The sequence below is a fragment of the Myxosarcina sp. GI1(2024) genome (assembly GCF_053543375.1).
The window spans coordinates 74,033-90,815 of record NZ_JBKGTY010000003.1 but is presented as its reverse complement, the minus strand read 5'-3'; the positions used below and the strand labels follow the sequence as shown (position 1 = coordinate 90,815).

General features: G+C 41.6%; 15 protein-coding genes. 7 read left to right on the top strand and 8 right to left on the bottom strand.

The annotated features are described in order from the left end of the window. Nucleotides 1-126 precede the first annotated feature (126 nt). The 3 genes from ACLFKQ_RS14040 to purS are packed head-to-tail and all read right to left on the bottom strand — an operon-like array spanning nt 127 to nt 2,079. Nucleotides 127-1,092 (bottom strand): glycosyltransferase family 2 protein, encoded by a 966-nt coding sequence (locus tag ACLFKQ_RS14040; protein ID WP_449000435.1) that lies wholly within the window; start codon nt 1,090-1,092, stop codon nt 127-129. Further along, nucleotides 1,092-1,781, bottom strand: a complete 690-nt coding sequence (gene purQ, locus ACLFKQ_RS14035; RefSeq protein ID WP_449000434.1) for a phosphoribosylformylglycinamidine synthase subunit PurQ — start codon at nt 1,779-1,781, stop codon at nt 1,092-1,094. Before purQ ends, ACLFKQ_RS14040 begins: the two co-directional genes overlap by 1 nt. A 31-nt stretch (nt 1,782-1,812) precedes the next feature. Continuing rightward, nucleotides 1,813-2,079, bottom strand: a complete 267-nt coding sequence (gene purS, locus ACLFKQ_RS14030) for a phosphoribosylformylglycinamidine synthase subunit PurS (protein ID WP_449000433.1) — start codon at nt 2,077-2,079, stop codon at nt 1,813-1,815. Between the two features lie 636 nt (nt 2,080-2,715). On the opposite strand from purS, the gene ACLFKQ_RS14025 reads away from it, so the two are divergent. Beyond that, nucleotides 2,716-3,501 (top strand): histidine kinase, encoded by a 786-nt coding sequence (locus ACLFKQ_RS14025; RefSeq protein ID WP_449000432.1) that lies wholly within the window; start codon nt 2,716-2,718, stop codon nt 3,499-3,501. A 120-nt stretch (nt 3,502-3,621) separates the two neighbouring features. Here ACLFKQ_RS14025 and ACLFKQ_RS14020 read toward each other — a convergent pair whose 3' ends face one another. From ACLFKQ_RS14020 to ACLFKQ_RS14005, 4 genes are all read right to left on the bottom strand, one after another. Continuing rightward, on the bottom strand, nt 3,622-4,167 hold the full coding sequence (locus tag ACLFKQ_RS14020) for an NAD(P)H-quinone oxidoreductase subunit J (protein ID WP_449000431.1): 546 nt from the start codon (nt 4,165-4,167) through the stop codon (nt 3,622-3,624). After that, a complete protein-coding gene (gene ndhK, locus ACLFKQ_RS14015) occupies nt 4,160-4,888 on the bottom strand; it encodes a photosynthetic/respiratory NAD(P)H-quinone oxidoreductase subunit K (protein ID WP_449000430.1) in 729 nt (242 codons plus the stop codon). Before ndhK ends, ACLFKQ_RS14020 begins: the two co-directional genes overlap by 8 nt. Beyond that, nucleotides 4,885-5,247: a photosynthetic/respiratory NAD(P)H-quinone oxidoreductase subunit C gene (ndhC, locus tag ACLFKQ_RS14010; protein ID WP_036481822.1), complete on the bottom strand. Its 363-nt coding sequence runs from the start codon at nt 5,245-5,247 to the stop codon at nt 4,885-4,887. Before ndhC ends, ndhK begins: the two co-directional genes overlap by 4 nt. A gap of 117 nt (nt 5,248-5,364) precedes the next feature. After that, complete coding sequence (locus ACLFKQ_RS14005) at nt 5,365-6,534, bottom strand: cysteine desulfurase family protein (protein ID WP_449000429.1); 1,170 nt, start codon at nt 6,532-6,534, stop codon at nt 5,365-5,367. A gap of 169 nt (nt 6,535-6,703) precedes the next feature. On the opposite strand from ACLFKQ_RS14005, the gene ACLFKQ_RS14000 reads away from it, so the two are divergent. From ACLFKQ_RS14000 to pstS, 5 genes are all read left to right on the top strand, one after another. Then, on the top strand, nt 6,704-7,456 hold the full coding sequence (locus ACLFKQ_RS14000) for a response regulator transcription factor (protein WP_449000428.1): 753 nt from the start codon (nt 6,704-6,706) through the stop codon (nt 7,454-7,456). A 139-nt stretch (nt 7,457-7,595) separates the two neighbouring features. After that, nucleotides 7,596-8,930: a sensor histidine kinase gene (locus ACLFKQ_RS13995; protein ID WP_449000427.1), complete on the top strand. Its 1,335-nt coding sequence runs from the start codon at nt 7,596-7,598 to the stop codon at nt 8,928-8,930. A gap of 239 nt (nt 8,931-9,169) precedes the next feature. Further along, nucleotides 9,170-9,835 (top strand): phosphate signaling complex protein PhoU, encoded by a 666-nt coding sequence (phoU, locus tag ACLFKQ_RS13990; protein ID WP_449000426.1) that lies wholly within the window; start codon nt 9,170-9,172, stop codon nt 9,833-9,835. A 530-nt stretch (nt 9,836-10,365) separates the two neighbouring features. Next, a complete protein-coding gene (locus tag ACLFKQ_RS13985; RefSeq protein WP_449000425.1) occupies nt 10,366-11,997 on the top strand; it encodes an iron uptake porin in 1,632 nt (543 codons plus the stop codon). Between the two features lie 280 nt (nt 11,998-12,277). Further along, nucleotides 12,278-13,399: a phosphate ABC transporter substrate-binding protein PstS gene (gene pstS / locus ACLFKQ_RS13980; RefSeq protein WP_449000424.1), complete on the top strand. Its 1,122-nt coding sequence runs from the start codon at nt 12,278-12,280 to the stop codon at nt 13,397-13,399. Between the two features lie 165 nt (nt 13,400-13,564). On the opposite strand, the gene ACLFKQ_RS13975 is transcribed toward pstS, so the two are convergent. After that, complete coding sequence (locus ACLFKQ_RS13975) at nt 13,565-14,890, bottom strand: MFS transporter (RefSeq protein ID WP_449000423.1); 1,326 nt, start codon at nt 14,888-14,890, stop codon at nt 13,565-13,567. Between the two features lie 580 nt (nt 14,891-15,470). Between ACLFKQ_RS13975 and ACLFKQ_RS13970 the strand changes: the two genes are divergently transcribed. Then, nucleotides 15,471-16,763: a J domain-containing protein gene (locus tag ACLFKQ_RS13970; RefSeq protein WP_449000422.1), complete on the top strand. Its 1,293-nt coding sequence runs from the start codon at nt 15,471-15,473 to the stop codon at nt 16,761-16,763. The last annotated feature ends 20 nt before the right edge of the window (nt 16,764-16,783 follow it).

Here is a 16,783-nt window from a genome sequence, read left to right as displayed (position 1 = left end):
ATAAATATAAATAATAAAGTTAGGAAATAAGCTCTTAGCGCCATTTTATTAGATCTAGCACTATGTTAAGAGCTAAAGTGACAGTTAATTAGATGTACATCGCAGAAATAAATTAAAATCTTAGTCTTACCTTTTAGATGTCTTTTGAAGTTCGCTACGACGTAATCTCAGTTGAATATCTTCGAGTAAGGTGCGATTGACTGCCATTAAGTCGGCGATTAAGCCAAAAATCCAAAGTTGAAAACCAATTAAAATTAAAATAGCCGCGAGGATTAAGCTAGGAACGCGGGGTTTATCCGCATTTTCGCCAAAAATCCCCCAAAATAATAATAACCAGCGCACACACAGTAAAAATCCCAAACTAAAAGGTACGCTCCCCAGCATAGCGAAAAATTGGAGTGGGCGATAGGTCATAAAGATGCGAACGATAGTTAATATTGACCTTTGAATGTAGGCAGGTATGCTTTTAACCAGTCGAGAAGGACGCAAATAACTATTAGTTCTGATGGGAACAAAAGTTATCGCCATACCCTTTTGTCCTGCTTGAATAATAGTTTCCAGGGTGTAGGTATATTCATTAAAAACGTTTAGTTTTATCGCTGCTTCACGACCGATTGCCCGAAATCCGCTTGGTGCATCGGGAATATTGGTTTTGCTGGCAAAACGCACTACCAAACTGCCCAATTTTTGCAAAAATTTTTTAACTGGTGAGAAATGTTTGATTTCTTGAACTGGTCTGGCACCAATGACAATTTCGGCTCTACCTTCTAAAATAGGTGCGATTAATTTGGGTATATCTGCAGCGCAATATTGGTTATCGGCATCAGTATTGACGATGATATCAGCACCAGCTTGCAGCGAAGCTTCAATTCCCGCCATAAAGCATTTTGCCAGTCCCTGATTGTATTCTAGGTTAACGATCCGATCTACTCCACAAGCTTTGGCGACTTCTATGGTGCGATCGCGGCTACCATCATTAATTACCAACCATTCAATTTCATCGATACCGGGTAAGCTACGGGGTAGTTCCGATAAAGTCAATCCCAATGTAGCTTCTTCGTTATAACAAGGAATTTGAATAATTAGCTTCATTACACTAACTGACCTAACAAACTTGTAAAAATTGATAGACCATCAGTATCGCCGAGTGCCTTATCAGAAGCTCTTTCTGGATGAGGCATCATCCCTAAGACATTACCTTGTGGATTGATAATACCTGCAATATTATTAATCGAACCATTAGGGTTACTCGCCGCATTTACTTCTCCGGTTGGACTACAGTAGCGAAACAAAACTCGTCCGCTATCTTCTAAAGCCTGAATCGTCTCGGCATCTGCATAATAGCGACCTTCACCATGAGCGATAGGTAGAATAATTACTCGATCTGGGTTGTAGTTTTCCGTCCAAGGGGAAACTCGGCGTTCGACTCTAATCGGTACGCGATCGCTAATAAAATGCAGTTCGCGATTGCGAATTAAAGCTCCCCGCAACAATCCTACTTCAGTCAACACCTGAAAGCCATTACAAATACCAATTACGTATTTACCTTGCTTGGCGTGTTCGATAACGCTTTGCATGACAGGAGAAAATTGGGCGATCGCACCACAGCGCAAATAGTCACCATAACTAAATCCGCCAGGGATGACTATTACATCGAGATCGCTCAGATCTCGCTCTTGATGCCATACCATTCGCGTCGGAACCTCTAACAAACCTCGAGTAACAGTTGCTACGTCGCGATCGCAATTCGAGCCAGGAAATACTATAATGCCAAATTTCATCGATATCTTTCGTTCTACTAACCTTTGATATTTATACTGTAGCGAGTTCGCTAACTTCAAAAGTATAGTTTTCAATTACGGTATTCGCTAACAGGCGATCGCACATTTGGTCTAACTGCTGTTTGGCTTCAGTTTCGTCTGCTGCACTCATTTTGAGTTCGATGTATTTACCAATTCTAACCCCTTCTACAGTTTCGTATCCCAACTGCTTGAGTCCCGATTCTACCGCAGTTCCCGCCGGATCTAGAACTGAAGGACGCAAGGTAACATAAATCCGAGCCTGATATTTGTTAGCCATAAAATATCTACTAAATTAGTAAATTAAACGCCATTGACTTCTAAATCTTATCGCGTTCGATCGCCAATAAACATATAATTTACCAAGATCTATAAATAGCTCCTGGCTAGTTCTCTTACTTAGAAATCGTCTATAGCAATGTCGCGATCGCGTTTTTCATCGTCTAGTCGAACCTTAGTAGGAGTTTCGCATTGACAGAATTATGAAAATGTAAATTAGGACGCGATCGCTGCCATTTTATTGGTGGAGTCAACTGCGATGGTTGATTCGGACCGATACGGTTTTTTTCAACCTGCAGAGCGATGTCAAAGCTTAACGATCGAAGATACACTCAAATTATAAGATATTGCCGAATTAAAGATGAATTTTATGGTTGGGGATCTCGATCGTATTTTCTATTTACTGGCAGATGTTTTTCTGCTGGCAAATCTTAAACTAATGTTGCCGATTTGGTATTGACAAGCAGAGAAGATATTTGAAGTGTACGATAACAAGTTTTCTTGGCATTCTAAACTATAAGTTTATATTCACTAGCAAATACTGATAACTATTGCGGCAACACTCCTAAATTTTAGTGGTGGTGGGAAAGTTAGTTCGATTTCAATAAATCCCTAATTAATTAAAGAGTTAATAATTATGTCTGGATCGAAAAAAGAAAAAATTATTGCCAATCTCAAACAAGCTCGTCAAACTGGAGAGCTAAAAACCGAAAAAATTCGCGAAATTGTCAGAGAGGCGATCGCCGAAACGGTAGCAGAAGTTAAAGAAGGTAGGGTTGAAATTGCCAATTCAGTCCTCGAGGCAATTGCCGCAGTTAGGGAAACATTCCAAGAAAAGGCTGGCGAAATCAAAGACGAAATTGCTGCTTCAATTGAAGGTGCCATTGAAGGTGCTAGCGAAGCGAGAAGAAAGGAAATTGTTAAAACCCAAGAAGAGATTCAAACCCTAGAAGCGCAAGTTACCAGTGAAGAAAGCGAGTTACAACGTGAAATCGATAGCGCGCTAACAGAAGTTGAAACAGTTGAAACTCAAAGTGCTACGGCATCGGACAAGGTCAAACAGGCGATCGCCGAAGCGATTGTTACGGTCAGAGACAGCGAAGAATTTGCTTTACTGCAAAAACGTTATGCTCAACTAAAAGCTCAATTAGCAGTTTTACAGGCGAATTTATCCAGTCGCTATGGCGAACGCTACGAAGAAGTTAATAAATACTTAGAAGAAGCCAAAACTTGGTACGAAAAAGCCAAAGAAGACCCTGAAGTGTTTACTGAAAAAATCAAGCAAAGAAGAGATGATTTCGAGCAGAAATTAGGTGAAACTGGCAGTGCTGCGGCTCGCAAAGAAAAACAACTCAAAAGATTATTAAAAGAACTATGGCGTTCGGTTAGAGAAATATTTCAGGAAGAAAAAGTTACTAAATAAATAATTGTTAATTTTTAGATGCTTTTTTAGCTTTAACCTTCCTCGTTGTAGTGTTGAAAAATTAAAATCCTCCCGACAAGCGGGAGGACGATAACTTTGAACGAGACAGATGATATTAATTTAGTAAGCATCCTGCAATTCGTAAAAATCAGGAGAGATATAATCTTTCCGCAATGGCCAGCCCTGCCAATCTTCATTCATTAAAATGCGCTTGAGATTGGGATGTCCTTGGTAGACGATGCCAAACATATCGTAGCTTTCTCGCTCCTGCCAGTCGGCTGATTTCCAAATCCAATATACCGAAGGAACTTGAGGATTTTCTCTCGGCAGAAATACTTTCAAACGAACTTCTTCAGGGCGATCGGCATCATCACTCACTTTAATTAAATGATAAAAGCTGACAAGTTCTTTTGCGGGACCGAGATCGTACGCTCCCTGACACTGAAGATAGTTAAAACCATAGGCATATAACGCCGTAGCAGTCGGCAGTAAAAATTCCGCTTCTACCTTAATCAATTCTACGCCGCTAACATCTACAGGCAATGGTTCGTTATCAAAGCCATTTTCACTGAGCCAACTAGAGGTTTGACCGGCAGGTACGATTTCAGTTGCTTCGGCATTTTCTTCAGTATTGTTGTTTTGACTTTGATTCTGTTCTTCAGCCACGCTCTACCTCCTCTTTGGTTTCTTCTAGGGCTTTTGGTAAAGGCATTCCCATTGCTTCTGCCAGTTCTTTGGGAGGTGCCTGGCGAGTTGAGGACTGCAAATATTTGCCATCGTGAGAAGATTGAATTACCTTCATATTATGAGTAGTACTATAATAGCGATGAGTTTGTTCTAAAGCCACAGCCCTTTCTTGAAGCGACTCGTTAGCTACTTTTTTCCGCAGCTTAATAATGGCATCGAAAATAGCCTCGGGACGAGGGGGACAGCCGGGAATATATACGTCAACGGGAATTAGTTTATCTACTCCTCTCACGGCCGTAGTAGAGTCACTACTAAACATTCCTCCAGTAATGGTGCAAGCACCCATAGCAATAACGTATTTAGGATCTGCCATTTCTTCATAAAGGCGGACTAATGCTGGTGCCATCTTCATCGTAATCGTCCCGGCAGTGATAATTAAGTCAGCTTGGCGAGGACTAGAACGAGGTAGTAAACCATAACGATCAAAATCGAATCTCGAGCCGATCAAAGCTGCAAATTCAATAAAGCAGCAGGCGGTTCCATACAGCATCGGCCAGAGACTAGAAAGTCTCGCCCAATTATATAAATCGTCTACTGTAGTTAAAATGACGTTTTCCGATAAGTCTTGAGTTACTTGAGATGGACTAACGGGATTGAGAATTTTTTCTTTTTGTTCTTGCTTGAATAAATTAGAAGTCATGACCACTCTAAAGCTCCTTTTCTCCACGCATACACCAAAGCCACAACTAAAATAGCGATAAAAATTAGGGCTTCGACAAAAGCTAACAATCCCAGACGGCTAAAAGCTACAGCCCAAGGATATAAGAATACGGTTTCTACATCAAAAACGACAAAAACCAAGGCAAACATATAGTAGCGGATATTAAATTGAATCCAAGCACCTCCTACGGGTTCCATACCAGACTCGTAAGTCGTGCGTCGTTCGGGACCGCCGCCTTTTGGTCTTAAAACTGCTGAGGCAGTTAAAGCTAGGGCTGGAACTGCGCTACACAGTAGCAAAAATACCAGAAAATATTCATAACCGTTGAGAACAAACAATTTTTATCTTTTACTCCTTAGGGGATGGTGTTCGATTAAAATAATATTTCTTTACTTTTCTTTATTGTAGTAGGGAGTAGACATGTGATGAAAGAAAAAACCAATTTGAGTCTGAGTTTAACAAGAGACTAAGGGCATCAAACGACTCAAAACCTGTTTGAGGACGAGCGCCGTCCAGTCGATATCCGCTGTAGTAGTCTCTCGGTCGATAGTCAGACGAATTCCTCTTTTTGCCGCTGCTTCGTCGTAGCCCATCGCTAATAAGATCGGACTGGGTTTTAACTTGCCGCTGTGACAGGCAGAACCCGCACTAATGCCAATTCCTGCTAAATTCAACTGACGCACGATGGTTTTACCGGTAACATCACCAGCAATAGTCGCCACACGATCGCTCAAAATGAAGCTGACGTGATGAGGCAGTCGATAGAGTCGATCGCCTGTAGTAATCAGACAGGGACAATCTGCTAGGTGGTCGAATAAGCGATCGCGCAATTCCCTCAATCTAGGTATTTCTACGTTCATTTCAGCCGCAGCTAGTTCGGCAGCAATTCCTAAAGCGGCGATCGCCGGAAGAGCTTGAGTTCCCGACCGCAGCTTCGACTCTTGTCCACCACCACCTAACAGGGGAACTAATTCAGTGTTAGGACGAACGTATAACGCTCCGGCACCTTTTATCCCATACATTTTGTGTCCCGACAGAGACAACAGATCTACACCCAACTGCTCGACATCTACTGGTAAACAACCAGCCACCTGCACCGCATCGGTATGAAAGGGAATGTCGCGATCCCGGGCGATCCGAGCTAGTCGTTCGATGGGCTGTAGCGTTCCTACTTCGCTTTGTCCGTAAATTATCGAGACTAAAACCGTGTTGGGTCGAATTGCCGATTGCAAATCTAAGGGATTTACTCGACCACTGCGATCTACAGGTAATCTAGTAACCTGCCAACCTCGTTGCTGTAGAATGTTAACGGGTTCGGCAACTGCCGAATGTTCCACACTGGAAATAATCAAATGTTGGGGAGTTCGATATTTCCTGGCTATGCCCAAAACTGCGAGATTATCTGCTTCCGTACCTCCAGAAGTAAAGACAATCGATTCGGGTGATGAAGCCTCGATCGATCTAGCCGTCTGCATCCTGGCAGTTTCTAATATCGTTGCTGCTTGTTTTCCCCAGTCATGCAAACTCGAAGGATTGCCCCACTGTTGGCTGGTAACTTGTTGCGCTAGCGCGATCGCCTCTGGGCGAGGTTTGGTAGTCGCGCTGCGATCGAGATAAATTTGCATCAATTCAGCGATTTATAAACATCGATGGCGAGGTAAATTAGTAAATTATTTAGTAAATTATTTTTACTCTGGTTATTATTATCTCTCAACATTTACATCTATTTCACTAATCTACAGCTGACAGTTTTAGTGTATATGTAAGATAAGGGACAATTAAAAATATCTGTTTATGCTATCTCTAGAAATCGATCGCGCTGCTTCTGAATCCGAAATAGCTCAGAAAAACCGCATCTTGTTAGTAGAAGATGAGGAGCTAATTGGAGAAATGATTGAGGTTGCATTGCAAGCAGAAGGTTATGATGTTAACAAAGTTAGCAATGGACGTACTGCTTTAAATTTGCTGCAAAATTCCGATCCTGCTGAAGTCAAACTAACTACAGATTTAATTATCTTAGATCTGATGTTGCCTGAAGTTAATGGATTAGATATTTGTCGTTTGTTAAGATACCAAGGAGATATCACTCCTATTTTGGTAATTAGTGCTAAAAGTAGTGAAACAGATCGCGTTCTCGGTTTGGAAGTAGGCGCAGATGATTATTTAACCAAACCATTTAGTATGCGTGAGCTGGTTGCTCGCTGTCGTGCGTTGCTACGTCGTCAAAGATACAGTAATTTATCGTCAACTCCAGTTCAAAAATATCGAGATATCAGCCTATTTCCTCAAGAGTGTCGAGTATTGGTTAGGGGAACAGAAGTTAACCTATCTCCCAAAGAATTTCGTCTCTTGGAACTATTTATGAGCTATCCTCGCCGAGTGTGGTCGCGGGAGCAACTAATCGAGCAAGTTTGGGGTCCTGATTTTTTGGGAGATACTAAAACTGTGGACGTTCACATTCGTTGGTTGCGTGAAAAGCTAGAAAAAGAACCGAGTCAGCCAGAATATCTAATTACCGTGCGCGGTTTTGGTTATCGTTTCGGTTAGCTGTAACTTAATTAGCTTTTGGTTCGGTGGAATTATTATTAGAGGTTGTCTTGTAGAGTTTAAGTCTGGTTGTCAATTTATATTATTAGTAAGGTAAAGAAAACTAAAATAAATTGTAAGCTGAGGCTAATAATAAGCGATGGCAGCCATCGAATTTGGCTTGGGACTAATAATTGGCGTGGCAATTTGTACTTGGCAGCAATATCGATTCAAACAAAAATTAAAAAAAACTTTATATTATTTTAGTTCTGATGACAAGTCTACAGTTTCTCTGCCACTAATTTCCCTAGTTCGCCGCCAAATAAACGAACTCGAACTACGGCGGCGAGAATTGGAACAAAACCAAATAATTTGGCAAGAATTAATCGAACGAGCACCTATTGGCTATTTACAAGTAGATGCAGACAACCAACTCTTAGGTTGTAATCAACAGGCACGCCAACTACTAAAAATAGACGCTCGCCGAGCGGAAAGAAAACGCCTTCTACTAGAATTAGTGCGTTCCTATGACTTAGATCGACTGATCGAACGGACTCGCCAACTACAGCAAACTCAAGAAGAAAAATGGACTTTTTATTATACTCGCTATGCACAAATAGAGGGTTCAGCTCGAGAAAACCCCAACTCTGATTCGTTAGATAGAATAGTAGAATTGATCGCCCTTCAAGGCTTCGGTTTTCCCTTACCTAACAAACAGGTGGCAATTTTTTTGATCGATCGCCAGCCATTAGTAGAATTGTCTCAATCACGCGATCGCACTTTCTCCGACCTTACCCACGAATTGAGAACTCCTCTAACCTCAATTTCTCTGGTAGCAGAAAATCTCCTGAATAGATTAGACAATCCAGAACGCCGTTGGGTAGAGCAAATGCTTAAAGAAACTAACCGTCTAATCGAACTAATTCGCGAATGGCTCGATCTAACTCAATTAGAAGCAGCACCCCATCGCATTTTAAACTACGAAACTTTAGACTTACATCAGCTAATTTTGTCGGTTTGGCAAATCTTAGAGCCGATCGCGCAAAAAAAACAGGTAAGCTTAACTTATCTAGGAGCTACTAATATATCTATCGCTGCCGACCGTTCTCGTCTCATTCAAGTTCTGCTCAATTTATTAGATAATGCTATCAAACACACTCCCTCTCAAACCGAAATACTGGTTCGAGTCCAGCAGCAGCAACTAACTGAAGATGATGTAGTTCGGATAACTATCGATATAATTGACTTCGGGCAAGGATTTACTCAGTCCGATCTGCCGTATATCTTCGAGCGCCTCTATCGTGGAGAAAAATCTCGCTGTAGAGAGAGATTACCCCAGTCTAATACTGATAGTGATGGTAGTGGTTTGGGGTTAGCGATCGCCCAGCAGATCGTTCGTTCTCATGGTGGTTCGATTATTGCTAAAAATCATCCCATCATAGGTGGAGCATGGCTACAAATTATACTGCCTATCGAGCGACCCTCAAAAATCTAGATTTGTTTGGTTTTGAGCAGAGCAATAGTAGAATTCTGGCACGAATCATCATTTCATCATTAACTACTCAAGCTAGGGTGAAAAGGGAAAGGTTAAAGAAAAAAAAGGTTTGATTATTTATTCATGCAAGAGATCTAGTAAATCTATAAATCTAAATCTAGCTCTAACTAGATCTTAAAGTTGCTTTGTTATTAATAATTAGGGGAACTAATATATAAATACCTGCCATTCTCAAACTAGTGTCTTTATCTCGAGCCAATGATTCCAATTCCAATCAGTTAGAACGTTCTCTCAAGAGGGTTCAGCAAGATGTTTTACGCATGGGAACCCTGGTAGAACAATCTTTACGCTTGAGTCATCAATGCCTTTTTCGTCGTCAGCTAGATGCAGCCAAACAAATCTTTTATCTAGAAAAGCGCATTGATAGCTACTATCGTCAAATTGAGTTAGATTGTGCGGCTTTGATGACTCTTCAAGCACCGGTCGCTCAAGATCTGCGATTATTAAGTGCTTTTATGCAGCTAGTGCGAGACCTAGAAAGAATTGGCGATTACGCTCAAGACATCAGCGAAATGACGCTTAAATTAGTTAAATATTCCCCTCACGATTGTTTAAAAGAAATAGAACTAATGTCCGAACACGTCCAACTGATGTTAGCAACTAGCCTGGTGGCTTTAGCCGATTTAGATGCTAGCGCAGGAGCGAAAGTAAAAGAGTTAGACGATACAGTAGACGATGCCTATGAAAAACTCTACCAAGTCTTAGCCTTTCAAAAAGATATTCGAGGAGTAGTCGAACCAATTTTGCTCCTAGCATTAATTATTCGTCATTTGGAAAGAATGGCAGATCATGCTACTAATATCGGTCAACGAGTTTCCTACATAGTTACGGGACAGAGAAATTAGTCGTCAATTGAGCATTGCTGAGGGAGTAATAGCAATCTAGACGCTCGTTAGTTTGAAATTGACGGCTAGCCACTAACTACTAACAGGATTATCAATCTCTATTTAGCAACATCGTCAATTGTAGATTACTCTCCTTAGATCTTAGATCGAGAAAAGTAAAAATTTGTAGCTTCGGCTATGTTCTTAACCAATGTTTAAGCTCGCTCTAATCTTAACTTTACTCCTAGACTTAATTATTTAACCTATGATAATGATAAGTAAAATACTAAGCTTCGATTTTAGGCGGAATTTTCCGCTTTTAAGTTGGGGTAAACAAGTTGTTTGAGATCACATACTTAAATTGCCCTAACCGGTTATCTTTAACAAAGAAGCTCGTTTTTCCCTTTAACTATGCCAAAAAATAATCTGACCATTGGTGGATTTTCCAAGGCACGATCTTGAATAATATTGTCTAGCATAGGAGAGTAGCTTTAGTAGTAACCAAGACTACTTTTTACAAACAGAAATCTAATTCAGGTGTGAGGATACAGATGAATAAACTACTTTGGCAAACTTTAAAAGTAGCTCCCGCAGTAGTGACTGCCTCTTTGTTAACAACTGCCAACGGTGTATTCGCTCAAACGTTACCTGCTAATGAGAGCAGTGATTCGGTAGGCGAAACTTTACAACAAATCGACAGCTATCAAAAAGACTCCGACTCTTCAATGTCGCAGGTGACCAACGTCAACCAACTTCGTGACGTCGAGCCTACAGATTGGGCATATGAAGCTCTCCGTAGCTTAGTCGATCGTTATGGGTGTATTGCTGGTTACCCCAACCAAACTTATCGCGGTTCTCAAGCTTTAACTCGTTACGAATTCGCCGCCGGTTTGAATTCCTGTTTAAACCAAATCGAGCGTTTGATTGCTTCTTCTGAAGCTGTTACTAGAGAAGATTTAGAGACCATGAGTCGCCTAGCTCAAGAATTTGAAGCAGAGTTGGCAACCCTAGGCGGTCGCATTGACAACCTCGAAAGCCGTACTGCTTTCTTAGAAGACAACCAGTTTTCCACTACTACCAAACTAAACGGAGAAGTCATCTTTGCTATTGGTAACGTTTTCGGTGAAGATATCGACTCTGAGTTTACCTTTACCGACCGCGTTCGTTTGAACTTCGATACTAGCTTCTTTGGTGAAGACCGTTTGCGTACTAGATTGGAAGCGGGGAACCTCGATGACGCTTTTGGTGAAGATGTTAGCGGTACTCTTTCATCTCGTGTAGGTTTTGACGCTGGCACTGAGAATGAAATTGAGATCGACGACCTGTACTATCGCTTTCCCGTTGGTGAAAGAGGTACAGTCTGGGTAGGTACTAGCGGTCTCGACTTAGACAATGTTTTCTCCGTCAACAACCCCGTTTTAGAAAGTAGCGGTACAGGTGCTCTATCTCGCTTCAACCGCCGCAACCCACTTCTCTTCAGAGGACCTGAAGGTGCTGGTCTGGGTCTTAGCGCTGACTTCCTCGACGACATAATTACTGTAACCGGTCTATATCTAGCAGATGAGGCTGAGGATCCTGATGAAGGTGCTGGTTTATTTAATGGCTCTTATAGTGCCGGTGGTCAAATAGAAGGTTCTCTTCTCGACGAAAATTTAAATGTATCATTTACCTACGTGCGCAGTTATCAAACTACCGGTAACGCTAACCTCTCTGGTAGTACCGTTGGTGGCTTTGACGATGATGGCGATCTGATAGCTGGTTTCGCTACAGAACCATTTGGTGATGATGCTACTGCTGCTAACAAATTCGGTGCTGGCTTTGACTATACCTTTGCCGAACGTTTTGTGGTTTCAGGTTTTGGTGGTTACGCTGATGCAGAATCGTTAGAAGATGAAACTGATGGTGACATTTGGACTTGGGGTGCTAGCGTTTCAGTTCTCGATATCGGTAGAGAAGGTGCTGTCTTGTCCGTTGCTGGCGGTCAGCCTCCTAAATTTACTACCGATGAAGCAGGTGTTGAAGAAGACGGAGACACTTCCTATCTCATTGAAGCACTTTATAAATTCCCTCTCAATGACAATATCTTAATCACTCCCGGTGCTTATGTAGTCTTCAACCCCAACCACGTGGAGGATGCTGACGAAGTTTATGTAGGCGTAATTCGTACTACGTTCAAGTTCTAAAACTAGAGCCAATACTGCTAATCTTTCTAGACGGACTAGCGCAAACCGTTTAGGGTGGACGGAGTCCACCCTAAATAGTTATTTGGTAAATAATTAATCTATTGTTTACCTAGCCTTTACTGTTAACTAACCGGCATGAGCTAAGTTGAGAAAGATTGCTTAAGATTCTCAAGAGCTCGACTAAAAACAGCATTACTCAAGCAAACGAAAGAGAATTCTTTGGTCGCTCGTCAAAATTCCAAAATTTTAATTTTAATTCTACAAACGAAATAGGAGAGATATGATTTCCGCAATTTTCTCTAAACGACAGCTATGGTTAGCTCCTCTAATTGCTGTTACTGTCGGTCTTACTTCTTGTGGCGGTTCTGAAACTCCTACTGACACCGCTACAGAAGGAACCCCAGGAGAACAGACTGCTTCTGGAGGAGGCGATTTATCTGCATCTCTTTCAGGTGCGGGCGCATCCTTCCCCGCCCCCCTATATCAACGTTGGTTTGCTGAATATAATCAAATCAATCCCGGAGTTCAAATTAGCTATCAGTCTGTTGGTAGCGGTGCTGGTGTCGAGCAGTATTTACAAGGAACTGTAGATTTTGGCGCTACCGACGCTCCTTTGACTGAAGAAGAGCGCCAGAAATTTAGAGACTCCTATGGTGCAGAACCCGTTCAAGTACCGATGACTGCAGGTAGTGTGGTGTTTGCCTACAATTTGCCGGGAATTGACAACTTAGAATTAACACGAGATGCCTATTGCGGCATTGTCACCGGTGATATTACTAACTGGAGCGATCCTGCAATTGCCGAAGCCAACCCCGATCTCGATTTACCTGATAGCCCTATTAACTGGATTCATCGTGCTGATGGTAGCGGTACTACTTTCTTATTTACAAATCACATCAACACAGCCTGTCCCGACTGGCAGGGTGGTGCTGCTAAGACCGTTTCCTGGCCTGTAGGTATTGGTGCTAAAGGTAACGAAGGTATTGCGGCTCAGGTGCTGCAAACTGAAGGTGCTATCGGCTATGTGGAGTACGCTTATGCCAAAGAAAATAACATTTCTGCCGCTGCGATAGAAAATGCCTCTGGTAACATTATCGAGCCTTCTACTGAATCCGCTTCTGTTGTGTTTCAGGGAGAAACCGTACCCGAAGACTTTGCCTTGACTGTTCCCGATCCTTCTAACCCCGAAGCCTATCCCATTGCAGGGTTAACTTGGATTTTACTTTACCCCGAATATGATGATCCCGCCAAAGCACAGGCATTGCAAGACGTGATCGACTGGGCATTGAATGACGGCGACCAATACGCTGAAGAATTGGGCTATATTCCCCTCCCTCAAGATGTGGAACAGCGCGTGCTCGCTACGGTGCAAGAGACATTAGTTGCAGAACAAGAACAATAAGCTTCTGAAGTCAAAAATTTAAACCGATTTAGCGATCGCTTTTAAAAGAGCGATCGCTTTTTACTAAATAAAAATAATCCAATCTCATGTTAATTCGACGATTGCGTCTTCCGTGTCAATTAATCTGAGGATGAACTCAACCAGACTGCAGGCGGATTTATTCGATCAAGTCAACTGATGCTCTTGTTTGATATATTTGTTTTTATCTGGTAACTCTGTTTCTAAATTAAGCAAGCGCGGTTCTTGAAAGGCGATCGCCACACTCAATAGATTAATTATTCCCAGTAACACTAATAGTAAAGATACTCCTCCTCCCATACCCGTATTAATAAATTTGCCGACCAACTCGGCAACGAAACCATTTTTAGCCATCAAAGGATTTAAGAAATTATCTACTAAAGGACCTGCAAGCATATAGGCGCAGATTGCTAAAGACCTCTCCAAAGTTTGCTGTAAAGCAAATACTCTTCCCTGGAGATTGGTAGGAACTTTGCTTTGCCAAATTGCTTGATTGCAACTAACAATTATTGGTAAGGAAAATAAATACCCAAAAATCCCAATTGCTAGAGCGAATACCGAGACTCTCGTACCGCTAAGAAACACAATCGCTCCTTGCAAACCTACGAAGCCAATAATCGCGGTAACCCGATTTTTAGGACCAGACCAAACACTCATGAGAATACTACCTAAAAGCATTCCACAACCTCCTATAGACAAAACAATGCCCAACTGTTCTGTTGAATTAGGCTCGTAGAGTAAAGGCCAAAGAACGACTTCTAGCATTCCCATCGTAAAATAGCTGACTGCCACAAAACCAATTAGATACAATAATCCCGGTCTCAACAGGATGTAGTTCCAACCAGAAACGGTATCGCTTAACAAGCGATTGAGCACTCGCCGTTTCGATCTTGGTCCTCGTTCGAGGTTGGGAAATTTAACCCCGATCAAAGTAAATACCGCGATCGCAAAAGTAATCAAATCGATTGCTAAGATGGTCTCCAAACCGGTAAATTTCATCAACATACCGGCAATTACAGGAGCAGTAATTTTGGCGATCGCCGAGGAAGCCTGTACCATGCCGTTAGCACGACTCAACTTTTCTGAGGGCACGAGTTGGGCGATTGCAGCAATATAGGCTGGCTGTTGAAAACTATTAAAACTAGAAGTAAACGTAACAGCTATATATATATGCCAAACTTGCAGGCGATCGAACATTAATAGCACTAAGACAATGGCAGTAATTATGCCCGTGCCCAAGTCGCTTAGAATCATGGCACTACGTCGATTCCAGCGATCGATTAGTACTCCAGCTAGAGGCGAGATAACTACTTTTGGTAAATAAATTAGCAGTACAGTTAGAGCAAATTGAGTTATGGTTCCGGTACCGTGATATGTTTGTTCTAAAATCCAAAATCCTAGAGCAAATTCGGTTAGTTTGGAACCTAACAGAGAAATAACTTGTCCAATCCAAATAATTAAGAAAATGCGCATAAAGCACAAAATAAAAATACTAGTATATTGTAGTTACGCTCGCCCGATTAGTAATCGAACTCAAATGAAGTATGTTGTCAGAGAAACCTCGCCTTAAAAGTGATGCGACCTCCTTAAGAATTTGTTAGTTAACCCCGCTCACTACTTTGATACAAGCTTAAGGATATGTTGAAGCGCGAGGAGTTCTGCCCCGCGTCTTCACCAAGACCGAACTAACTAACTGCTGCTAACTCCGCAGCTAGGGAACGAGCATCAAGAGACAGGGCTTCTTGCGACTGCGTGTGATTAAATTTACACTTCTGTCTTTAGTCTTTGCAAGTAGAAAAAACTAAATATTCTATATATTTGGCAAAAAATTTAGCCAGCAGATATATATTTGTGTTAATTTGCCGAGTTTTAACCCGTTAATGTCAATTTTTTCTGCTTTGTTCCACATAAACTATTTTAACCATAGAACTTGTGAATAGCGCTTGGTAACTGATGAAACGTAAACTATAAACTAATCGCTCTTTAATAACTGATAATTATTATTACGCTAACCTCATTAAGCGGAAACCAAAGAAAGTGTAGATCGAAATAAATGGCAAGGGTTGACAATTACTATTTGATTCTGGAAGTGAGTCCAGATGCCAAGTTAGAAGAAATCAAAGCGGCTTTTCGTCGTTTAGCTCGTCAATATCACCCCGATCTAAATCCCAATAACGATCGAGCAGCAGAAAAGTTCAAACAGATTTCTCAAGCCTACGAGATTCTCTCCGATGAAACTAAACGCCGCCGTTACGACCGCGATTTTCCTTTTCATCAAACAGAGCCCAAAATCCACTTAAAAACAGCCCGAGATTTCTATTTTCGTGGTACGCAGCGTTCGCTGGCAAAAGAGTATCGGCTGGCAATAGAAGACTATACTCAAGCCATTGCTCTAGAGCCAAAGATGATCGATGCCTATCTTAAAAGGTGCGAAATGCTTTACAAATTGAGTGATAATCGCGGTGTTCTAGATGACTGCTATCGCATCTTAGAAATCGATTCAGGAGTCGCAAAAGCTCACTATTATCAAGGAAGAGCGCGCTACAGTCTAGGATACATTCAATCGGCAATCGAGTCTTATACGGCAGCGATCGCCCGCCAGCGGGATTATGCTCAAGCATATTATTATCGAGGTATCGCCTATCGAGAAAACCGCAATACTTTGGCAGCGATCGAAGATTTGCAACGGGCAGCCAAATTATTTCGTCAGCAAAATAGCAATAGTGCTTACTATCGAAGTCAGAAAATTATTCGAGAACTAACTTCAGAAAACAGGGAATTTTATCGAGCATCAAAATTACCAAAAAATTCTGTCAGTAATGCTTTATTGGCATTATTTACTTATCTGTTCAATCCTGTAGGTGGATTATCACCAGCCTATTCCCGATTGACTAAAAGTGAGGCAACCAAGGTCGGATTGCTTTACGGCGTGCTTACGTCCGTATGTTTTGTCATCTACTATTCTATTTGGCAACCTTTCGAGATGCCTATTTGGCAAATGTTTTTCGTGGGTATAATTCCTTTTTTTAGCCTTTCGATTTCAACTAGCATCGTTCGTTCTTTTTACCGCAACTCTGGCAGTATCTCCAGTGATGTTTTTATCGCTGGCGCGACTTTAATGCCTATAGCTTTTTCTTTGGTAGCGATTGGCATGATTTTTTCGTTTGTCGCCCCTTCGATCGTCTTATTACTAATTTTTGGGTGTTGTTACAGTATTCTTACTCTCTATGCTGGCTGCGCTCAGATTCTAAACCTTTCAGAAGCTCAATCTGCTTTTTCTAGTACCTTAATCTTGATAATTAGCACTTTAGTTTGTTATCTCACGGTACAAATATTATTTTTTTAGATAGAGTATTTTTGGCCTAA

Coding starts and splice junctions, on each gene's coding strand:
- ACLFKQ_RS14040 (WP_449000435.1), bottom strand. CDS start 1,092: ATGAAGCTAATTATTCAAATTCCTTGTTATAACGAAGAAGCTACATTG.
- purQ (WP_449000434.1), bottom strand. CDS start 1,781: ATGAAATTTGGCATTATAGTATTTCCTGGCTCGAATTGCGATCGCGAC.
- purS (WP_449000433.1), bottom strand. CDS start 2,079: ATGGCTAACAAATATCAGGCTCGGATTTATGTTACCTTGCGTCCTTCA.
- ACLFKQ_RS14025 (WP_449000432.1), top strand. CDS start 2,716: ATGTCTGGATCGAAAAAAGAAAAAATTATTGCCAATCTCAAACAAGCT.
- ndhK (WP_449000430.1), bottom strand. CDS start 4,888: ATGACTTCTAATTTATTCAAGCAAGAACAAAAAGAAAAAATTCTCAAT.
- ACLFKQ_RS14005 (WP_449000429.1), bottom strand. CDS start 6,534: ATGCAAATTTATCTCGATCGCAGCGCGACTACCAAACCTCGCCCAGAG.
- ACLFKQ_RS14000 (WP_449000428.1), top strand. CDS start 6,704: ATGCTATCTCTAGAAATCGATCGCGCTGCTTCTGAATCCGAAATAGCT.
- ACLFKQ_RS13995 (WP_449000427.1), top strand. CDS start 7,596: ATGGCAGCCATCGAATTTGGCTTGGGACTAATAATTGGCGTGGCAATT.
- ACLFKQ_RS13985 (WP_449000425.1), top strand. CDS start 10,366: ATGAATAAACTACTTTGGCAAACTTTAAAAGTAGCTCCCGCAGTAGTG.
- pstS (WP_449000424.1), top strand. CDS start 12,278: ATGATTTCCGCAATTTTCTCTAAACGACAGCTATGGTTAGCTCCTCTA.
- ACLFKQ_RS13975 (WP_449000423.1), bottom strand. CDS start 14,890: ATGCGCATTTTCTTAATTATTTGGATTGGACAAGTTATTTCTCTGTTA.
- ACLFKQ_RS13970 (WP_449000422.1), top strand. CDS start 15,471: ATGGCAAGGGTTGACAATTACTATTTGATTCTGGAAGTGAGTCCAGAT.